Annotated in this window: 17 protein-coding genes and 1 other annotated feature; of the genes, 2 read left to right on the forward strand and 15 right to left on the reverse strand. The window is 39.3% G+C overall.

Going from position 1 to position 19,683, the window contains the following annotated elements; all coding sequences use genetic code 11:
* Positions 1 to 256 precede the first annotated feature (256 nt).
* From radC to NSR00_RS08170, 5 genes are all read right to left on the reverse strand, one after another.
* Positions 257 to 934 carry a RadC family protein gene (gene radC, locus NSR00_RS08150; RefSeq protein ID WP_130156096.1) on the reverse strand — a complete coding sequence of 226 codons (678 nt, stop codon included), beginning with the start codon at positions 932 to 934 and terminating at the stop codon, positions 257 to 259.
* An 18-nt stretch (positions 935 to 952) separates the two neighbouring features.
* The gene (locus tag NSR00_RS08155; RefSeq protein WP_327847809.1) at positions 953 to 1,519 is read right to left on the reverse strand and encodes a Maf family protein; all 567 of its coding nucleotides are present in this window, start codon (positions 1,517 to 1,519) and stop codon (positions 953 to 955) included.
* A 199-nt stretch (positions 1,520 to 1,718) separates the two neighbouring features.
* Entirely contained in the window at positions 1,719 to 2,654 is a 936-nt protein-coding gene (locus NSR00_RS08160; protein WP_161939813.1) for an SPOR domain-containing protein, read from the reverse strand.
* Between the two features lie 125 nt (positions 2,655 to 2,779).
* The gene (locus NSR00_RS08165) at positions 2,780 to 4,063 is read right to left on the reverse strand and encodes a bifunctional folylpolyglutamate synthase/dihydrofolate synthase (RefSeq protein ID WP_063387845.1); all 1,284 of its coding nucleotides are present in this window, start codon (positions 4,061 to 4,063) and stop codon (positions 2,780 to 2,782) included.
* 106 nt (positions 4,064 to 4,169) lie between these two features.
* On the reverse strand, positions 4,170 to 6,812 hold the full coding sequence (locus NSR00_RS08170) for a valine--tRNA ligase (protein WP_340788063.1): 2,643 nt from the start codon (positions 6,810 to 6,812) through the stop codon (positions 4,170 to 4,172).
* A gap of 53 nt (positions 6,813 to 6,865) precedes the next feature.
* Positions 6,866 to 7,089, reverse strand: a binding site (T-box leader).
* A gap of 146 nt (positions 7,090 to 7,235) precedes the next feature.
* On the opposite strand from NSR00_RS08170, the gene NSR00_RS08175 reads away from it, so the two are divergent.
* Entirely contained in the window at positions 7,236 to 7,427 is a 192-nt protein-coding gene (locus NSR00_RS08175; RefSeq protein WP_340788065.1) for a hypothetical protein, read from the forward strand.
* Positions 7,428 to 7,445: 18 nt separating this feature from the next.
* Here NSR00_RS08175 and ysxE read toward each other — a convergent pair whose 3' ends face one another.
* The 8 genes from ysxE to hemA form a co-directional block, all read right to left on the reverse strand.
* Positions 7,446 to 8,459 (reverse strand): spore coat protein YsxE, encoded by a 1,014-nt coding sequence (gene ysxE / locus NSR00_RS08180; protein WP_340788068.1) that lies wholly within the window; start codon positions 8,457 to 8,459, stop codon positions 7,446 to 7,448.
* Between the two features lie 73 nt (positions 8,460 to 8,532).
* Positions 8,533 to 9,675: a stage VI sporulation protein D gene (gene spoVID / locus NSR00_RS08185; protein ID WP_340788070.1), complete on the reverse strand. Its 1,143-nt coding sequence runs from the start codon at positions 9,673 to 9,675 to the stop codon at positions 8,533 to 8,535.
* Positions 9,676 to 9,808: 133 nt separating this feature from the next.
* The gene (hemL, locus tag NSR00_RS08190) at positions 9,809 to 11,092 is read right to left on the reverse strand and encodes a glutamate-1-semialdehyde 2,1-aminomutase (protein ID WP_063387472.1); all 1,284 of its coding nucleotides are present in this window, start codon (positions 11,090 to 11,092) and stop codon (positions 9,809 to 9,811) included.
* Positions 11,093 to 11,108: 16 nt separating this feature from the next.
* Positions 11,109 to 12,092 (reverse strand): porphobilinogen synthase, encoded by a 984-nt coding sequence (gene hemB, locus NSR00_RS08195; RefSeq protein WP_144597681.1) that lies wholly within the window; start codon positions 12,090 to 12,092, stop codon positions 11,109 to 11,111.
* Positions 12,093 to 12,095: 3 nt separating this feature from the next.
* Complete coding sequence (locus NSR00_RS08200) at positions 12,096 to 12,893, reverse strand: uroporphyrinogen-III synthase (protein WP_340788073.1); 798 nt, start codon at positions 12,891 to 12,893, stop codon at positions 12,096 to 12,098.
* Positions 12,890 to 13,831, reverse strand: coding sequence for a hydroxymethylbilane synthase (gene hemC / locus NSR00_RS08205; protein WP_063387469.1), 942 nt, complete (start codon positions 13,829 to 13,831; stop codon positions 12,890 to 12,892). Before hemC ends, NSR00_RS08200 begins: the two co-directional genes overlap by 4 nt.
* Positions 13,832 to 13,854: 23 nt before the next feature.
* A complete protein-coding gene (locus NSR00_RS08210) occupies positions 13,855 to 14,676 on the reverse strand; it encodes a cytochrome c biogenesis protein (RefSeq protein WP_063387468.1) in 822 nt (273 codons plus the stop codon).
* 20 nt (positions 14,677 to 14,696) lie between these two features.
* A complete protein-coding gene (hemA, locus tag NSR00_RS08215; RefSeq protein ID WP_094246302.1) occupies positions 14,697 to 16,034 on the reverse strand; it encodes a glutamyl-tRNA reductase in 1,338 nt (445 codons plus the stop codon).
* 195 nt (positions 16,035 to 16,229) lie between these two features.
* Between hemA and NSR00_RS08220 the strand changes: the two genes are divergently transcribed.
* On the forward strand, positions 16,230 to 16,703 hold the full coding sequence (locus NSR00_RS08220) for a hypothetical protein (RefSeq protein ID WP_063387466.1): 474 nt from the start codon (positions 16,230 to 16,232) through the stop codon (positions 16,701 to 16,703).
* A 70-nt stretch (positions 16,704 to 16,773) separates the two neighbouring features.
* Here NSR00_RS08220 and yihA read toward each other — a convergent pair whose 3' ends face one another.
* Positions 16,774 to 17,358 (reverse strand): ribosome biogenesis GTP-binding protein YihA/YsxC, encoded by a 585-nt coding sequence (yihA, locus tag NSR00_RS08225; protein WP_063387465.1) that lies wholly within the window; start codon positions 17,356 to 17,358, stop codon positions 16,774 to 16,776.
* A complete protein-coding gene (lon, locus tag NSR00_RS08230) occupies positions 17,355 to 19,679 on the reverse strand; it encodes an endopeptidase La (protein WP_066249767.1) in 2,325 nt (774 codons plus the stop codon). The genes yihA and lon overlap by 4 nt, the downstream gene beginning before the upstream one ends.
* Positions 19,680 to 19,683: the final 4 nt, after the last annotated feature.

Here is a 19,683-nt window from a genome sequence, read left to right on the forward strand (position 1 = left end):
TATAAAATAGAACCTTATATATGGAAGTTTTCCAATAAAGTAAAGGGATGCTATTGATTATATATCAAGCCATTCTCCATCAGCAATAGATATTCAAAGATAAAAATTCATAAAACTGCGAATGTCATTTTTAAGCTTAAAAAATTGGAAGTCATTTATCAATAATTTCATAGATCTAATCTTCACACATCATAAAAAGAGGTGCACTTCATATCCAGTGCACCCCAACAATTGACATAAAACCTTTTAAAAAGCGTTATAAATATCCCTTTTCTTTTAAACTGACGTATTTACGCTCTCCGATTATGATATGATCTAAAAGTTCAATCCCGATCAACTTTCCGCATTCGGACAAGCGCCTCGTGACTTCGATATCCTCTTTGCTCGGGGAGGGATCTCCTGATGGATGATTATGGATACAAATAAAAGATGCAGCTGAACATTTCAATGCCTCCTTGAAGACTTCTCTTGGGTGAACAATTGATGTATTTAAACTGCCGATGAAAATCGTTTGCTTATGCAGCACTTGGTTTTTTGTGTTTAAATATAAACCTACGAAATGCTCTTGTTTTAAAAAGCGCATTTCTTCCATGACATAATTGGAGGCATCTTGTGGAGAACGAATGACATACCGATCTTCGTATGCGAGCTGATGAATTCTTTTTCCCAATTCTAATGCTGCTATAATTTGCACCGCTTTTGCTTTTCCAATGCCGGGTATGCCCATAATTTCCTGAACTGACGCCTCTTTTAACATTCTAAGACCCCCGAAAGTTTTTAAAAGCTTATTCGCCAGTTCAAGCACTGATTCTCCCTTTGTCCCTGTTCTCAATAAAATTGCCAGCAGCTCATGGTTGGAAAGGCCTTTTGGTCCGTTGTGTATCAATCGTTCCCTTGGTCTTTCTTCTTCTGGAAAATCTCGAATAGCGAGCATATCTTTCCCCCTTGTTTGTTACCAGTGAAATCCAAAATTTTTTAATTCTCTGTACAGTCTTGAAACAGGAAGACCGACAACTGTAAAATAATCGCCATCAATTTTTTTCACTAGCAATGAGCCGAAATGTTGAATTCCATAAGCACCCGCCTTGTCCATCGGTTCGTTTGTCTCAATGTATTCCAGGATTTCATCGTCTGAAAGCGGCCAAAAAGTAACTTTTGTTGATGCAGAAAATGTCGTATGCTTTTCACCATGAATAATCGAAACTGCTGTTAAAACAGTATGTGTTTTCCCAGAAAGTGATTTTAACATGTAATAGGCGTCACGGCGGTCTTTCGGCTTTCCTAGTATTCGATTTTCGAGGATCACCGCCGTATCTGCTCCGATGACATATGCATCTTTATACCTTTCGGCTACATGAAAGGCTTTTTGAAAGGCAAGTTTTTGAATGGCTTTTTCGGGTTCAGCTTCTTCGTCCAGCCTCTCTTCCAAATTGCTTTCAATCACAGCAAATGGTATTCCTAACAGCTTGAGGAGTTCTTTTCTTCGCGGAGAGCTTGATGCAAGTATGAGGCGTTCCATTTTTATTTCATCCTTTCAACCAATACTATCCGTATGTTATCAAAAAAGGCTTTTGCAAACAATTTTTCAAAAAAGAATTATCTAATCGCCATTAATAAAAACATTTATTCAATTTACAGAAAAAACTACATTATCTAAGGAAAACTGCTTGTGAAAATAAAAAAAGAAAACGTATGCTCGAGCAAACGCTTTCCCGTTATCAAGAAAGTTTTTCAAAAAAATCTAGCAGCGACTGCTGCAGACTCCATAGCTGTTCATTTGCCGATTTTTCTGTTTGCAGTTTTTTTACTGCTGCCAAAATTGAATCGTCTTTTATTTGACCAGCCTCATTTAATAATGACTCTACTTTCTCTTGTTCCGGGGCGGTTCCATTCACAAAAGACGAAGACAGCTTCAGCATCTCCTCAACGACCGTTTTAGTTTTTTCGTTTTCCACCTTTCCTTCCCATTTCATCTTTTTCACAAACGTTTCAATTTGATGTGATTCAGCCATGTTTTTCAACTCTTCTGCTGTCTTTTTATCCAACGCTGCCCCAACGAATACGTAATGATCGCCGCCTTGTGGAACGATAACAGAAGGCAATCCTTTAGCCTTTATCTGCCCGCTGACGGTTTCCGCTCCTTCTTTTTTTGTAAATTTTCCGGCTTGTACCATATAAACTTCAAAAACGATGTTTTCCGCACCGCTTGGCGCTGAAGCATTGCTAACATTCTGTCTTTGAGGAGACTTTGACACATCCCTCAATTCAGATGATACAGGCATTGAATCGTTTGAAATAAATTGCAGGGCTAAAACACCAAAACTCAGTCCAAGAATAACAGCAAATATGATCGATATCACATAGTTTTTTATTTTAGGAGGCAGCGTTCTGCTATTGTTCTTTGAGAAGGCTATTTTCGGGTTTTCTTTCTTATCCTCCTCATCATCCGGCAAAATCCAAGGAAAAGATGTCTCCTCTTCGTTCTTATCCTCTGATGCTGCCATTTCTTTTTCAGCCTTCACCTTCTCCTCCCAGCTGGATACTTTTAATTGTTTGCCAGTTTCACTTGGTTCAGCAGAAACATCCGTATCGTTGGAAAAATTGTTTTCCTGACCGTTGATTTTAATGGTTATTTTCGATGATGGCTTGTCCAAAATGATCACCGCCCTTTTTATGCTGGACAAACTTTTTTTTATGCTAACATATGTAAAATAAAAAAGAACGAGACATTTGTCGCCTCGTTCATAATTGTTGTCGTTATTTTTCGACATCCTCGTACTCATGAGCTATGTTTTATATGTTTTCTCACTTCACCGATAAAATAAAGGGAACCTGTAATAATGAGAACCGTTTCGTCATCCATTGTGTTGATAATCTTTTCATAGGCAAGCTCCCAATTGTCTTCATACTCTTTATCCTTCATGTCGCAAGCCTCGTATAATTCTTTCGCATCAGCTGCTTTCGGGAAATGAAAGGTTGTAAAAATGATTCGATTTGCTATTTGTGCAGCCTGCTCGATCATTTCTTTATATTGCTTGTCCTTCACACAAGAAAATAACATGATGATTTTCTTATCAGGGTAAAACTTTTGTACAGTTTCTTTCAACGCTGCCATTCCTTCCGGATTATGTGCTCCGTCCAAAATGACTCTCGGTTTTTCCTTTACTTCTTCAAACCGCCCTTTCCAAAAAGTGCGCTTCAATCCTTCCTGTATATGCTCCTCCTCAATAATAAACGAATAATAAACTCTTAAATAATCAAGCGTCATGACACTCAGTGCAGCATTGATCGCTTGATGGTTTCCTTTCATCTGTAATGAAAGGCTGTTATATCGTTTAAAGGGGGTTTGTACAAAAAATTCATCAAAATCTCCTGCGTGAAAATCCCTAGTGAGCCAATAATGCTTTGCTTTTTTTTCTTTTGCAACACGCTCAATGACATCAAGGGCTTCCTTTTGTTCCACAGCTGTAATGACAGGAACTCCGTTTTTAATAATGCCTGCCTTTTGCTCTGCAATCTCTTCTATCGTTGAGCCAAGGATGTTTAAATGATCATGTCCAATCATTGTAATCACTGAAAGAATAGGATTCGCAATATTCGTAGAATCCCATTTTCCCCCGAGTCCTGTTTCTAATAAAACAACATCCGGCACGTTGATTTTACCAAAATAATAAAACATCATCGCAGTAATGACTTCAAACTCTGTCGGTGCTCCAAGCTCCGTTTTCTCAAGCTCGTCAACAACCGGTTTGATCACATTGGATAGCTGCAATATTTCCTCTTCAGAAATGGGATTGCCATCTATCGTAATTCGTTCATTGAATGATTCCAAATAAGGCGAGGTGAAAGCACCTACTTTATATTCAGCGGCTTTTAACACCTCTTGCATAAAAGCAATCGTTGATCCTTTCCCGTTTGTTCCGGCTACATGAATGAAGCGGCATCTTCTTTCCGGATGATCAAGCTTTTCCATCATCCATTCCATTCGCTGGAGACCAGGCTTTATTCCAAAGGTTAGGCGGGAATGTATCCACTTGAGTGCTTCTTCATATGTTTGAAACATATAAATTCCCCTCCTTGAACTCTCGAACATTTTCAATGAATTTGAATGGCCGGATGTATCATAAACGTTTTGATGGAAGAAAATCCGGGGCATACCCGGATTTGTTTTAGCCTTTCAGCTCCTGAAGGCGTTTTAACACCGCCTGCTGTTTTTCTAAATAGTCCTTTTCTTTTGCCCGCTCTTCTTCTACGACTTCTTTCGGTGCTTTTTTAATAAATCCTTCATTGGCAAGCTTTTTCTGAACGCGCTCGACTTCTTTATTCCATTTCTCTAATTCTTTTTCAAGCCGTTTGATTTCTTCTTCCACATTAATGAGTCCTTCAAGAGGAAGAAATACTTCTGCCCCGCTCACAACAGCTGTCATAGCCTTGTCAGGAGCTTCAATGTTTGTATCAATTGTTAATGAGCTAGGATTGCAAAATCTCTCTAAATAGCTGCGGTTTTTCTCCAACTGGTTTTTAACTTCTTCACTATGAGCATGAATGATCATATCCACCTGCTTCTTCATCGGCGTGTTCACTTCAGCGCGAATATTACGGACTGAGCGAATCACATCAACTAGAAGCTTCATTTCGTTTGCAGCTTTTTCATCAGAAAGCTCCCGACGTACAACCGGCCATGAAGCAATTGTAATCGATTCTCCCTGATGAGGAAGGTGCTGCCAAATTTCTTCTGTTATAAACGGCATAAAAGGATGAAGGAGTCGCAATGTTTGATCTAACACATATGCCAAAATGGAACGAGTTGTCTTTTTCGCTTCCTCATCATTTCCGTACAGCGGAATTTTTGCCATTTCAATATACCAGTCGCAAAAATCATCCCAAATAAAATTGTACAGCACCCGACCGGCTTCGCCAAATTCATATTTTTCCGCAAGTCTTGTGACAAGCTCAATCGTTTCATTTAACCGTGTGAGAATCCATTTATCTACCACTGATTTTTTTCCGTTTAAATCAATTTCTTCATATGTTAAACCGTTCAAATTCATCAGTACAAAGCGGGAGGCGTTCCATATTTTATTGGCAAAATTCCACACGGCTTCTACTTTTTCAAAGCTGAATCTTAAATCCTGTCCTGGGCTTGAGCCGGTAGCTAAAAAGTAGCGCAAAGAGTCCGCACCGTATTTGTCAATAACATCCATCGGATCGACGCCATTGCCTAATGATTTGCTCATTTTTCTTCCTTCTGAATCGCGCACAAGTCCATGAATCAAAACATCTTTAAACGGTCTTTTCCCAGTAAACTCCAATCCTTGGAAAATCATCCGCGAAACCCAAAAGAAAATAATGTCATACCCGGTAACAAGGACATCTGTCGGATAATAGCGTTTATAATCTTTTGCCTCTTTATCAGGCCAGCCCATTGTTGAAAACGGCCATAAAGCAGAGCTGAACCATGTATCTAACACATCTGGATCCTGCTCCCAATTTTCAATATCTTTAGGCGGCTCATGATCAACATAAACTTCGCCTGTTTCCTTATGATACCAAGCTGGAATGCGATGTCCCCACCATAACTGACGGGAAATACACCAGTCGCGAATGTTTTCCAGCCAATGCAAATACGTTTTTTCAAATCGTTCAGGAATAAAATGAACTTTCCCTTCTGTTTTCTGAAGGTTCAAAGCAGCTTCGGCCAAAGGCTTCATTTTCACAAACCATTGAGTTGATAAATACGGCTCGATAACTGCTCCGCTTCGTTCACTATGGCCTACGGAATGGATATGCTCTTCAATTTTAAATAAAATTCCTTCCTCCTGCAGGTCTTTCACCAACTGCTTCCGGCATTCAAAGCGGTCCATTCCTTCATATTTTCCAGCTTTTTCATTCATTGTCCCGTCTTCATTCATGACTAATATTCTTTCTAAATTGTGGCGGTTTCCGATTTCAAAGTCGTTCGGATCGTGTGCAGGAGTTATTTTTACTGCTCCTGAACCGAATTCCATATCGACATATTCATCTGCGACGATCGGAATTTCCCGTCCTGTTATTGGCAGCTTCACTGTTTTTCCGATTAAATGCTTATACCTATCATCATCAGGATGAACTGCCACTGCTGTATCCCCAAGCATCGTTTCCGGGCGAGTGGTCGCGACTTCAATATATCCGGATCCATCAGCCAGCGGATATTTTAAATGATAAAGTGCCCCTTTCACTTCTTTATAAATGACTTCGATATCGGAAAGGGCTGTTTTTGTCACCGGATCCCAGTTAATAATGTACTCTCCTCGGTAAATAAGACCTTTTTTATAAAGCGATACAAAAACCTCTCTTACAGCTTTTGAAAGACCTTCATCAAGGGTGAACCTCTCTCTTGTGTAGTCAAGACCTAGGCCTAATTTTGCCCATTGTTTGCGAATATGGTCTGCATATTCTTCCTTCCATTTCCATGTTTCTTCTACAAATTTTTCCCGCCCGAGATCATACCGACTTTTCCCTTCTTCTCGCAGCTTTGCTTCCACCTTGGCTTGTGTGGCGATTCCCGCATGATCCATCCCTGGCAGCCACAAAACATCGTACCCTTGCATTCGCTTCATTCGGGTAATAATATCTTGAAGAGTTGTATCCCATGCATGTCCAAGGTGAAGCTTACCGGTGACGTTTGGCGGAGGAATAACGATCGTGAAAGGAGTTTTCCCCTCATCATCTTTTGCTTCAAAAAATTTCCCCTCGAGCCAAAATGCATACCGATCCTCTTCAACCGTTTTCGGATCGTATTTTGGGGAAAGAGTGATTTCTGAATTCGACATATTTATGAAAACCTCCTTATTTTCATTCTAAAATATAAAAACTCCTTCCATCCTAAAAGGACGAAAGGAGATGTTTTCGCGGTACCACCTTTTTTCACAGATACGTCTGTGCACTTCTTTCAGGTAACGGCTAATGCCGGCTCCCTTTACTAAAAAGCTTTCAAGGAAGCTGCTCCAGGGCGACTTTCCAACGGGATCTCCTAGGAAATCTTCCAGCCTGCGATTTCCCTCTCTGGAAGGAGTCGTTCGTTGTACTACTCCCCTTCAACACATTTTCACAAACTATATAAATTTCTATATTTAATAGTACTAAAAAATTGTTTTTTTCGTCAATATTTTCCCCATCTTCCTTAGCCTTTAAACAAAAATCACAAAATGTTCTTTATTTCATAATATAAATTAACAAAGTTGAAGGTGATCAGCATGAGAAAAAAAATAAAACCATACTATATTCAATCGTTTATTAAACAATTCCGATCTGCTCTTGAACAGTTCATCATTCCTTTAACGATTTTTCAGGGAATTCGAACAATTCTTTTACCAACTATGTTTGATATTATTTTATTAGCCATTTTACTATTTCTAGCAGCCGCGTTGTATATGGAACGGGGCTAAAGCTGCCAGATCCCCCATTCATTCTGATGCCAATGAATCGTTTTCTAGTTTTTCATTCCATTTTAAAGCAATGTACCTGGTATTTTTCATTTGCCAGTATGCTCTTAACAGCTGTTTGCAATATTCTAATTCTCCCTTTTCGCTTTTCTTTTTTTGATATTGCCGGACAAGCTTTAATAATTTAGCTGGATAGGATAAATAGCTTACCAACAGCAATCTCTCAGTTTTTGTTAAAGGAAGCACTTTTTCGTAATCTGATATATATTGCACATTTTCATCACTAACGGTTGGTTCCGCTTCGGAGAGGTTCATAAACATTAAGAAAAGGTCATAAATTGGAGTAGCAAATGCTGCATCTTCCATATTAATAAAATAAATTTTCCCTTTTGGATCTAACAGAAAATGAGATAAGGAGACATTTACTTTGTTCAGTGCAATTCGCATGTGAGGGGATTGCTTTATTTCGTTATACCACTCATCAAGCTTTGCTTCAGCAAATAAGATGGCTTGCCTCGTTTCAAAATAATAACTGAAGACCGCCAATTCAAAAGGCGACATATACCATTTTTTTTCGATTTGTTCCATAAATGCTTCCAGCAGGTTGAAATTTCTCTTCCACTTGTTCTGAATCTGTTGATACACATTTTCGAGCTGAACTAGAGGTATGTTGATTTCCTGTTTTGTTTTTTTATGGAGTTTCGCTAAGTGGTAAAAAAGGATTGAGGCATTTTTTTCATCAACGATTGAACCTTCCATCCAAGGCATTAAATAAAACGATTGTGTTGAGTCATTAACAAACACATTTCCGTTCGTTGTCCTATAAATCGGCACGATTCCTAAAGATGGAAAGTCGTGAAAAATTGAATATAATTTTAGAATGTTTCTTTGCTTTTTAATCGTTGTTCGTTTTAAAGCATATGTTCTTTTTTCACAATGAATTTTCAAGACATTTTTTGTTTTTTTCTCTAAATAAATCGGTTTGATTGGATAATGCTGCAAAATCCTCATGGCCGTTTTCAGATCATCGCTCATCTTCCCACACGCCTTTAAAGAAAATAAAGAAAAGCTTGAGGTGGTTGGATCCCTCTCAAGCCGCTTGCAAAAATTACGTTTGTTGTGTTTCAAGAACCGGGATATATAAAATGTCTCCTTCACTAATCTCTTTATCATGGTGAAATTGATTTACTCGATTGAGCTGCTGGAGCGTAATGTTGTAGCGTTCGCAAATATTTTCGAGCGAGTCTCCCTGCTGGACAATGTACATTCTTAATTTAGAAAATTCTTCTTCTTCATTTTTCGTAAACAATTTTGTTAAATATAAGGTGTTATCATTTTTCCTTACAGATTCTTTTTCTTCATCGTCTTTTTCGACATAATTGGAAATTTTATTGATCACTGGCTTTTCTTCTTCAATGCGGCCTTTCTCTTCCAAACTGACTTGATTTTTCTTCGCTTCAACAGTGAATGTATCGTAATCCGTTTCCGTTTCTTCTTCTCTCTTTAATGGCATCATAAAAACAATGTCTGCCGTCTCTTCATTGTCATCCTTTTGAACAGCATCACGATCATGTTCGATTTGCTCATTTTGATCGCGTTCGGCTGTATCGAATTCGAAATATTCATCAAGACTTTTCTGTTCATTATCTTTTTCAATATTTTCCGCTTTGTTGATTGGTTCATCATTGAAACGATTTTCTTTGAGCGTTGATTCGGTTTCATCTTCTTCCCTTTCATCAGACTGTCGAACGGATGAGATTTCCGCTTCAGCATCTATGATCTCGTCCACTTCATTTACAGCAGTTTCTTCCGCCTGCTCTTCTCGAATTCCGTAAATGGATAGATCAGCTATAAGCTTTAAACCATTTGCTTCCGGAAAATCATAATCAAATGATTCAATCGCCACAAACACCTCTTCTAAATTGGCAATTCTTTTTTTCGGTATTGTAATATCGACCGGAAGCTCGTGTCTAAATTCCATTACACCGTCATTTCTCGCTTCTACATTTTGTATATAACGGGCGATGGAGGAGGTTTGAAGAAGTTTATCATTCTGTTGCTCCTCTCCATCGAATTTGTATTCTCCGGAAAGCTCTAGAGCACCTTTTATCGTTACATATCCATCATGTTCTTCAATTGAGATGTCAGGTTCCAGTGAAATGGACAATAGTTCAGAAGGTTGAAAATGATGGCGAAACAAGACCGATTCCTCTACCGAAAATCGTAAAACGGACGTTTCTTCAATGGACATGCGGACTTCCTCCTTTCTCCAATCAATCTAATTTATCGTGCCATTAAAGATGTATGAAGGAGGATGACAAAATATGCACGGGAAACAAAAATAAAAGGACCAGCTTCAATCAGAAGCTAGTCCTTTTAGCTCGTTATCTCAAAACCGAAAAAGCTTTTTCACATGCTTCAATTGTTTTTTCAATATCTTCATCCGAATGCTCTGTTGACAGAAACATTCCTTCAAATTGGGAAGGAGGCAAGTAAATGCCTTCATCCGCCATAACACGATAATACTTTGCAAAAAAATCAAGGTTTGATGTTTTTGCTTTTTCGTAATTGACAACATCTTCATTTGTAAAGAAAAATCCGATCATTGATCCCGCTCTATTAATCGTATGAGGGATTTCATATTTTTGAGCAGCTTTGCGCAATCCTTCCTCTAATTTATCCGCTTTTCTTTTAAATTCTTTATATGTGTCTGGTGTAAGCTGAATGAGTGTTTCATATCCGGCTGTCATCGCAAGCGGATTTCCTGAAAGTGTCCCCGCTTGATAAATAGGACCGACAGGAGCGATTTTTTCCATGATGTCCGCCCGTCCGCCATAGGCTCCGACTGGAAGTCCTCCTCCAATGACTTTTCCTAAACATGTCAAATCCGGGGTCACTCCAAAGTATCCTTGAGCGCAATGATAGTCAACGCGAAAACCGGTCATCACTTCGTCAAAAATCAGAAGCGATTCGTATTGTTTGGTGATCTCGCGCAAGCCTTCTAAAAAGCCTTCTTTAGGCGGTACAACACCCATATTTCCGGCTACTGGCTCGACGATCACGGCAGCTATGTCTTCGCCAAATTTTTCAAAAGCAAAGCGGACGCTCTCTAAATCATTATATGGAACAGTAATCGTATGCTGGGCAATTCCTTCCGGCACCCCTGGACTATCCGGAAGCCCTAATGTGGCAACTCCTGATCCAGCCTTAATGAGCAGCGAATCTCCATGGCCATGATAACATCCTTCAAATTTTAAAATTTTATTTCTTCCCGTATATCCGCGGGCAAGGCGCAATGCGCTCATTGTCGCCTCCGTACCAGAGTTCACCATCCGCACAATTTCAACGGAAGGAACCCTCTCCACAACGAGCTCCGCCAGCTTATTTTCAATCAAGGTCGGCGCCCCAAAGCTCGTTCCTTGTTCCGCTATTTTCTTTAATGCTTCAACAACTCTGTCATTGGCATGTCCTAAAATTAACGGTCCCCATGAAAGAACATAATCAATATATTCGTTGCCATCAATGTCATACACTTTAGAACCTTTTCCGCGCTCAATAAAGATCGGATTCATTTGAACGGATTTAAACGCGCGCACAGGGCTGTTGACCCCGCCGGGCATCAACGTCTTCGCTTTTTCAAATGCTTTTTTCGAACGTTCATATTTCATGAAATGAGCCCCCTTTTCAATAATCAGACTGTTCATCTAACCAACGGGCAACATCTTTTGCATGGTACGTAATCATTAAATCCGCGCCGGCTCTTTTCATGCTTGTAAGCATTTCAAGGACAGTGCCTTTTTCATCAATCCATCCATTTTCAGCTGCCGCTTTAATCATTGAGTACTCGCCGCTTACATTATAAGCAACGACAGGAAGGTTAAAATGATTTTTAACATCACGGACAATGTCTAAATAAGAAAGCGCCGGTTTCACAATTAAAAAATCGCATCCTTGTTCAACATCTGCTTCTGCTTCCCTTAATGCCTCCAGCCTGTTAGCCGGATCCATCTGGTACGTCTTCCGATCACCGAATTTCGGCGTGCTTTCAGCTGCTTCCCGGAACGGTCCGTAAAAAGCACTGGCATATTTGACCGCATATGACATAATTGGAATATGAACAAATCCTTCTTCATCAAGCGCTTCCCGAATGGCTGCGACAAATCCGTCCATCATATTGGATGGAGCAATTATATCCGCCCCGGCTTTTGCCTGACTGACAGCTGTTTTGGCTAATAATTTTAACGAAGCATCATTTACAATTTGCCCGTTTTCCACAACTCCGCAATGACCGTGATCAGTATATTCGCATAGACAAGTATCTGCGATAACGACAAGATCAGAATGCTGCTGTTTAATTTGAGCGATAGCCCGCTGCACGATGCCATGATCATGGTATGCTCCTGAACCGACTTCATCCTTTTCATGAGGAATGCCGAATAAAATAACTGATTTAATTCCCAGCTTGACAACTTCTTCAATTTCTTCATTTAACAGGTCCAATGAAACTTGAAAAACTCCCGGCATCGATTGCACTGGATTTTTTTGATTTTCTCCTTCGACAACAAAAATCGGATATATTAAATCTTCTTTATGAAGGCGGGTTTCCCTGACCATAGCCCGCAGATTAGCTGTATGCCGCAATCGTCTGTGCCGTGCAAAATTCAGCATGATCTATTCCTCCCTTTTTTCTGCGTATGTACACATTTTTTCCAGCATTCCATCAATTGTATATTTTTCCGGCATAATGCAAGTACACTTTATTTTATAAGACAACAATTTATCTCTTGTTATCGGTCCGATGCAAACAAACACAATATCCCGAACCCTGTTTTCCAGCCCGTTTCTTTTGACAATTTGCATAAATGCAGAAGCTGTGGAAGAACTCGTCAGCGTAATAAAATCAATCGTTTGATTTTCAAGCAAATGCAACACTTCTTTTTCATTTTCCAACAATTGTATTGTTTCATAAACAACAAAATCAAAGAAAAAAATCTTTTTTTCTGTTAATACTTCACGTAAATAAGTGCGTGCCAAATTCCCGCGGGCAATTACTATTTTGCTGTCTTGCCGAACATGATCGATTAATTCTTCCGCTAAGCTTTCGGCACGAAACTCTTCAGGACATAAAGATACCTTCCATCCTATTTTCTCCGCAGCTTTTTTTGTCTTTATACCGACACAAGCAACGTTGACGTTTTTCAGATCTTCTAATTCCAATGACAAGTCTTTTACATGTTCGGAAAAATATTGAACGCCGTTTGCACTAGTAAAAACAATCCAGTCTTTAGATGTTAACTGTTTTAAAACGGGGAGGGCATTGAAATCCGTTTCTGTTTTCCTCGTTGCAATTAACGGAACTTCTATAGGACAGCCTCCCGCCGCTTGAATTTTCTTTGAGAATTCGACAGCCTGGCTGTTCGCTCTCGTCACTAACACATTAAAACCATTCAATGGTTTTTCAGCACTCATTCATGGTTTAGCTCCTTTCTCACTTGTTCGACCAGCTCTTTGGCGCCTTGAGACGATAGAAGTGCTGCCATATCCTTTCCAAGTAAATTCGGATCTTTTCCAGTTTTCGTCTCTTTATATACCGTTTTTCCATTCGGAGATGCAACAAGTGCTGTTAACACAATTTCTTCATTTTCATCAACTTGAGCTAAACCGGCAATAGGCACTTGACAGCTTCCTTCCATATCATGCAAAAAAGCCCGCTCTGTCAAAACGGCTTTCTCCGTCCGTTCGTCATTTAGTTTTCTTAAAGCTGCAAGCAGTTCATGATCATCTTCTCGGCATTCTATCGCCAAAGCTCCCTGACCGACTGCAGGAACGCACATATCAGGCGGTAAAAAGTACGCTTTTTCCAATTCGTCTTTCCAGCCCATTCGTTTAAGACCTGCTGCTGCTAAAATGATTGCATCATAATCGTTGCCTTCCCGCAGCTTCTTTAGACGCGTATCAATATTTCCGCGAATCCAACGGACGGTTACATCGGGGCGGACGGCTAAAATTTGGGCGCTCCTTCTTAAGCTGCTCGTTCCAACAACAGCGCCAGCTTTCAAATCTCTTAAAGTTTGGCAATCCTTCGAAATCAAAACATCGCGGTAATCTTCTCGTTTAGGAATGCAGCCGATCGTCAAGCCATTCGGCAAGACAGACGGCACATCCTTCATGCTGTGCACGGCCATATCAATATCACCGTTTAGCATAGCCTGCTCAATTTCTTTTACAAAAAGGCCTTTCCCGCCTACTTTTGAAAGAGTGACATCAACTATTTTATCACCTTTTGTGACAATTTCTTTTATTTCGAATTCAAATGGGGCTCCAAGCTCTTTTAATCTCTCGATCACCCAATTTGTTTGGGCGATTGCTAACCGACTTCGCCTTGACCCGACAATAATTTTTCGCATAAACATCCTCCTGAGCACATGCATTAATGGAAATTCGATAAGCTTCCAAATAAAAAGAAATTAACTAACAGCACTAAAAATGAGGCAACGTTTAAAAAGGCAATTCTTTTCCATTGCCACTCTTTTACTACTCTGGCATACAAATAAAAACTGTATATGCCTAAAACAGAAAATGAGCCGATCACTTTTGCATCATACCAGTTCAAATTTGGCACCTTTAAATAAGCCCATATCATTCCTAAAATGAGAGCTAATAGCAATATAGGTACACCGATCATATTTAAAACATATGTCATATAATCCAGTTTTGCCAAATCTTGAATGCGATGAAGCCTTTTCCCCCATTTTTTCTTTTTTAATAAGTTGTGCTGTATCAAATAAAGAATGGAAAAAACAAATGAAAGCGAAAACGCTCCGTATGATAGTATCGCCATCGTGATATGGATCAATAACAGTTCTGAAATTAACCTGCTGGATACTTCAGTCGATACTGCCTCTGAAGGAGCAAACGTCCGGATGGCCATAATGATAAAACCAATGACATTCGTAAAGAAGACAATAAAATCGACTCGAAGCAGCCGGTTGATCACAAGGGAAAGAGTGACCAATACCCATGCATAAAAATAAAGACCTTCCGCTATGTTTAAAACCGGAAATCTGCCCGTTTGCGCCATTTGCGAAAATAAAAAAAAGGATTGTAAAACCCAGACAATAGAAAGTAACCAGAAGGCTATTTTGTTTGCCTTCCGGTTATGATGCAAAAAATCTATAAAATATAAGAAAACGCTCAATGCATATAAAACAATCATCAATTCGTTTAATCTAATGATATTCCAATCAAACATATATTAGTTTTTCCTTTCACTTACATTTCAAGTGAAACATTTTTTGAATGCGTTTTTAATTGAACGGAAGGAGTTTGTTCTATTAATTCCTCATCTAAATCTAAATTAAAAATCTCTTTAAATAATTCCAAAGATTGTTCGCCATTTGGAAGAGCAGCCAGCTCTTTCACTTTTAAAATCGGATCTCTCAACATTTGATTGACAATGCTTTTCGTATGTTTATTTAATATTTTTCTTTCGCGTTCTGTCAAATTCGGCAGCTTCCGTTCAATACTTTTCATTGTTTCCGATTGGATAAGAAGAGCTTTTTCCCTCAATGCAGCAATAACCGGAACAACCCCTAATGTATTCAGCCATTTCGAAAACTCCAAGACCTCTCGCTCGATCATGATTTCAATTTGTTCAGCCGCTTCTTTTCTTTCCTGCAAATTCGCTTCGACAATTCCTTCCAAATCATCAATATCATATAAAAAAATGCTGTCTATTTCACTCAATGCAGGATCTAAATCGCGTGGAACCGCAATATCCACCATCAGAAACGGGCGGCCTTTTCTTAACTTTTCAACATCTAACATCATGTCTTTCGAAATCACAAAACTCTTTGCACCTGTTGAACTAATTAAAATATCTGCCTCAATAAGCGCACACTGAAGCTCAGACATCATTTTTGCTTGTCCGGAAAAACGCTTCGCCAATTCATTCGCCTTTTCAAATGTACGGTTCATAACCGTAATTTGTTTGACTCCGCTGCCATGTAAATTTTGTACGGCAAGCTCTCCCATTTTTCCTGCGCCTAAAATAAGCACATGCTTGCTGGATAGGTCGCCGAAAATTTTTTTTGCCAATTCTACGGCAGCATAGCTGACGGAAACAGCATTTGAACCGATTTCCGTTTCCGAATGGGCTTCTTTAGCCAATGTTACTGCCTGTTTAAACAGTTGATTAAAAATCGTTCCGATCGTGTTATGTTCTTGAGCTAATAAAAAGCTTGAACGGACTTGTCCTAAAATTTGCGTTTCGCCTAAAATCATAGAATCCAGGCCGCATGCCACCCGAAACAAGTGCTGAACAGCCTGTTCATTTTCAAAGTATTTTAGATACGAATCGAACTCCTCAATGTCCATATTGAACCATTCAGCTAAAAATGCTTTTATATAATAACGCCCTGTATGAAGCTGATCAACAACTGCATAGATTTCTGTCCGGTTGCAGGTGGAAACGATCACGTTTTCCAAAATGCTTTTTTCATTCTTCAACCGTTTCATTGCAGAAGCTAAATCATTGCTGCTAAAACTCAACCTTTCGCGAATTTCAACAGGGGCTGTTTTATAATTTAACCCAACAGCTAAAATATGCATCTCCGACCCCCCAAAAGCAAATACATACTGACTTTATTATAACAAAATATCGACAAAAAAATGTGAACAGTATATGAAACTGTATGATATGATGATAAAGTAAGAAACAGATATAAATTATATTAATTATTACATTAAAAATATTATCAAAAAAGAGAGCCGGAATCAAGTCATCAAAACAGAGGTGATCGTTAAGTGCGTTGGACGTTTGTTGCTATGATTATGCTGGAGATCGGGCTTTATTTCTTGTTGAAAAATTTCGATCTCTTTTTCAATATGAACATGAACACTTTGCCTTTCTTTTTTATCATGTTTGGCATCGCCTTTATGGTTCAGGCAAAAGCGGAAAAGGATGACCAAGCAATCGTTCCTGCCGTTCTGCTGCTTGGCCTTGGCATCCATTTTTTATGGGGAAAATCATTCCCGTTCTGGCCTGATGATTTAACCGCAATGATCTGGATCATTGCCCTTGCTTTCATTATTCGGTCTGCTCAAGCAAAAAGCGGGTTTGCACAAGGATTTATCCTTCTTTTGATCGGAAGTTTCCTTTACTATTTTCCTTCCGCTTTGACATCTTTTATTCAAAAGAGCGTTTCCAATTGGCAAGCCTTTTGGCCGATTCTTTTTGTTATTGCAGGTTTGTATTTATTGTTTTTCAGAAAAAAATAAAAGGAAACAGCTCGAAGCGGTTAAGCTTCTCGAGCTTTTCCTTCTGTATCCAGCCTAAAGCAATTTCATTTTATGATAGGAATGGATAAATGGCTGACCATGCATCCTCTTTTCCGTAACCAGTTTCTGCTGAAAAAAGAATAAGCGGATCATTTTTTTCCATTTTTAGCGTTTCTTTCACTACTTTTAAGTGTTTTTGCCATTTTCCTTTAGGAATTTTATCCGCCTTTGTGGCGACAATTACAGCAGGAATTCCATGATATTTTAAAAATTCGTACATCATGACATCATCAGATGTAGGTGCATGGCGGATGTCTATGATAAGAATACATGCTTTAAGCTGTTCTCTTTTGAGCAAATACGCTTCGATCATTTTCCCCCATTTTTCCCGCTCCCTTTTCGACACTTTGGCAAATCCATATCCGGGAACATCAACGAAATAAAATTGATCGTTAATTAAATAAAAGTTTAACGTTTGCGTTTTCCCAGGCTTTGAAGAGGTTCTCGCCAAATTTTTTCTATTGATCATTTTATTAATAAACGAAGATTTCCCGACGTTAGACCTTCCTGCCAGAGCGATTTCTGGAAAATCGGTTGATGGATATTGATCAGATTTAACCGCACTTATGACAATTTCTGCTTTTGTTACCTTCATTCTTTTTCTCCTGCCAATGCATGTTTTAATACTTCATCCATATGTGAGACAAGAACAAAAGTCAATTCTTTTCTCACGCTTTCTGGTATATCATCTAAATCCTTTTCATTTTCCTTCGGCAAAATAATTTTCTTTAAACCGGCACGATGGGCGCTTAATGTTTTTTCTTTTAAACCGCCTATCGGCAGAACGCGGCCTCTTAAAGTAATTTCACCTGTCATTCCGACTTCTTTTCGAACCGGTCTTCCAGTTAATGCTGAAATAAGCGCCGTTGCCATCGTAATGCCTGCAGACGGTCCATCTTTTGGAACAGCTCCTTCAGGCACATGAATATGGATATCATATTGTTCGTGGAAATCTGGATCTATCTTTAGTTCTTTTGTTCTAGATCGAATATAGCTGAAAGCGGCTTGAGCCGATTCCTTCATGACATCTCCGAGCTTTCCGGTTAAAATCAACTTGCCTTTCCCCGGAGAGATGGACACTTCAATGGACAGCGTATCGCCGCCGACCGTCGTATATGCGAGACCGGTCGCCACACCGATTTGATCCTGCAATTCTGCCTGACCGTATCGAAACAATTTTTTGCCCAAAAAGTCTTCAAGAGTTTTAGCGGTTACAACAATTCTTTTTCTTTCACCTGTTACAATCGTTTTCGCTGCTTTTCGACATATTGCTGCGATTTGGCGTTCTAACCCTCTTACCCCTGCTTCGCGCGTATAATAACGAATTATATTTAAAATTGCTTCTTCTCTTATTTGCAAGTGACCTTTTTTCAGTCCATGCTCTTTTAATTGTTTTGGAAGAAGATGATCTTTGGCGATATGAACTTTTTCTAATTCGGTATAACCGGCAATTGTGATAATTTCCATTCTGTCGCGCAGCGGACCTGGAATAGTTGCTAAATTATTGGCTGTCGCAATAAACATGACTTTTGATAAATCATACGGCTCTTCAATATAATGATCGCTGAAATTATGGTTTTGCTCCGGATCCAGCACTTCAAGAAGAGCAGCTGAAGGATCACCGCGAAAATCGCTGGACATTTTATCGATTTCATCCAGCAAAAATACCGGATTAATGGTTCCCGCTTTTTTCATCCCTTGAATGATCCGACCCGGCATCGCACCGACATATGTTCTTCTATGGCCTCTTATTTCCGATTCATCCCGAACGCCGCCAAGAGAAATTCGAACGAACTTTCTATTTAATGATTTTGCAACAGAACGGGCAAGAGATGTTTTCCCAACGCCAGGCGGTCCCACTAAACATAAAATAGGGCCTTTAAGCGAATTTGTTAATTTTTGCACTGCTAAATATTCAAGCACCCGTTCCTTTACTTTATCTAGTCCGTAATGCTCTTCATTTAAGATCACTTCCGCCAGCTTTATATCCAGTCTGTCCTCTGTTGCCTTGTTCCACGGCAAGGAAATGAGCCAGTCTAAATAATTGCGGATCACCGCACTTTCAGCGGATGTTGAAGGGATTTTTTCATATCGGCTGAGCTCTTTCATAGCCGTTTTATAAACATGTTCCGGCATTCCCGATTTTTCGATTTTTTCAGTCAAATCTTCTATTTCGCCCGTTTTCCCTTCCTTTTCTCCGAGCTCTTTTTGAATGGCCTTCATTTGTTCGCGCAAATAATATTCTTTTTGCGTCCGTTCCATTGATTGACGGACCCGCTGGCCTATTTTCTTTTCAAGCTGTAGGACTTCCTTCTCATTATGGAGCATTTGAATAATTTTATTTAATCTTTCTTTCACATCAAATGTTTCTAATATTTCTTGCTTATCTTTCAGCTTGATCGGCAAGTGGGAAGCAATAATATCGGCTAATCTTCCCGGTTCATCTATATCCAAAACGGTTGCAAACGTCTCACTTGAAATTTTTTTAGACATTTTTATGTATTGCTCAAAATATTCAAGCGCAGTTCGCATCAAAGCTTCTTCTTCAACATCTTTTTGAAGCGGTTCTTCATAAGTATCAACTTGTACAGAAATATATGGTTCCTTGCTTTCAAAACTTTTGATTTCGCCTCTTTTTTGTCCCTCGACAAGCACGCGAATGGTGCCGTTCGGCAGTTTGAGCATTTGCTTAATTTTCGTCAGCGTTCCAATATGGTATAAATCATCCTCTTTTGGATCATCTATTGAAACTTCCTTTTGTGTTGTTAAAAATATCATATGATCATCCATCATCGCCTTCTCAAGCGCCTGTACAGATTTATCGCGTCCTACATCTAAATGTAGCACCATCGATGGATAAACTAACAAACCTCGAAGCGGTAGGAGGGGGACGATTCTATTCTCTTTTTTCGCCATATTT

Origin of the sequence: Aeribacillus sp. FSL K6-8394, assembly GCF_038008865.1 — a bacterium.
In the GTDB taxonomy this organism is placed as follows: Bacteria; Bacillota; Bacilli; order Bacillales; family Aeribacillaceae; genus Aeribacillus; species Aeribacillus composti.

Excerpts from the sequence above, each read along its gene's own strand:
- hemC (WP_063387469.1), bottom strand. The coding sequence starts at position 13,831 with ATGCGAAAAATTATTGTCGGGTCAAGGCGAAGTCGGTTAGCAATCGCC.
- NSR00_RS08165 (WP_063387845.1), bottom strand. The coding sequence starts at position 4,063 with ATGTTTCAAACATATGAAGAAGCACTCAAGTGGATACATTCCCGCCTA.
- hemA (WP_094246302.1), bottom strand. The coding sequence starts at position 16,034 with ATGCATATTTTAGCTGTTGGGTTAAATTATAAAACAGCCCCTGTTGAA.
- NSR00_RS08200 (WP_340788073.1), bottom strand. The coding sequence starts at position 12,893 with ATGAGTGCTGAAAAACCATTGAATGGTTTTAATGTGTTAGTGACGAGA.
- hemB (WP_144597681.1), bottom strand. The coding sequence starts at position 12,092 with ATGCTGAATTTTGCACGGCACAGACGATTGCGGCATACAGCTAATCTG.
- ysxE (WP_340788068.1), bottom strand. The coding sequence starts at position 8,459 with ATGAGCGATGATCTGAAAACGGCCATGAGGATTTTGCAGCATTATCCA.
- NSR00_RS08175 (WP_340788065.1), top strand. The coding sequence starts at position 7,236 with ATGAGAAAAAAAATAAAACCATACTATATTCAATCGTTTATTAAACAA.
- spoVID (WP_340788070.1), bottom strand. The coding sequence starts at position 9,675 with ATGTCCATTGAAGAAACGTCCGTTTTACGATTTTCGGTAGAGGAATCG.
- NSR00_RS08170 (WP_340788063.1), bottom strand. The coding sequence starts at position 6,812 with ATGTCGAATTCAGAAATCACTCTTTCCCCAAAATACGATCCGAAAACG.
- yihA (WP_063387465.1), bottom strand. The coding sequence starts at position 17,358 with ATGAAGGTAACAAAAGCAGAAATTGTCATAAGTGCGGTTAAATCTGAT.
- NSR00_RS08155 (WP_327847809.1), bottom strand. The coding sequence starts at position 1,519 with ATGGAACGCCTCATACTTGCATCAAGCTCTCCGCGAAGAAAAGAACTC.
- NSR00_RS08210 (WP_063387468.1), bottom strand. The coding sequence starts at position 14,676 with ATGTTTGATTGGAATATCATTAGATTAAACGAATTGATGATTGTTTTA.
- hemL (WP_063387472.1), bottom strand. The coding sequence starts at position 11,092 with ATGAAATATGAACGTTCGAAAAAAGCATTTGAAAAAGCGAAGACGTTG.
- lon (WP_066249767.1), bottom strand. The coding sequence starts at position 19,679 with ATGGCGAAAAAAGAGAATAGAATCGTCCCCCTCCTACCGCTTCGAGGT.
- radC (WP_130156096.1), bottom strand. The coding sequence starts at position 934 with ATGCTCGCTATTCGAGATTTTCCAGAAGAAGAAAGACCAAGGGAACGA.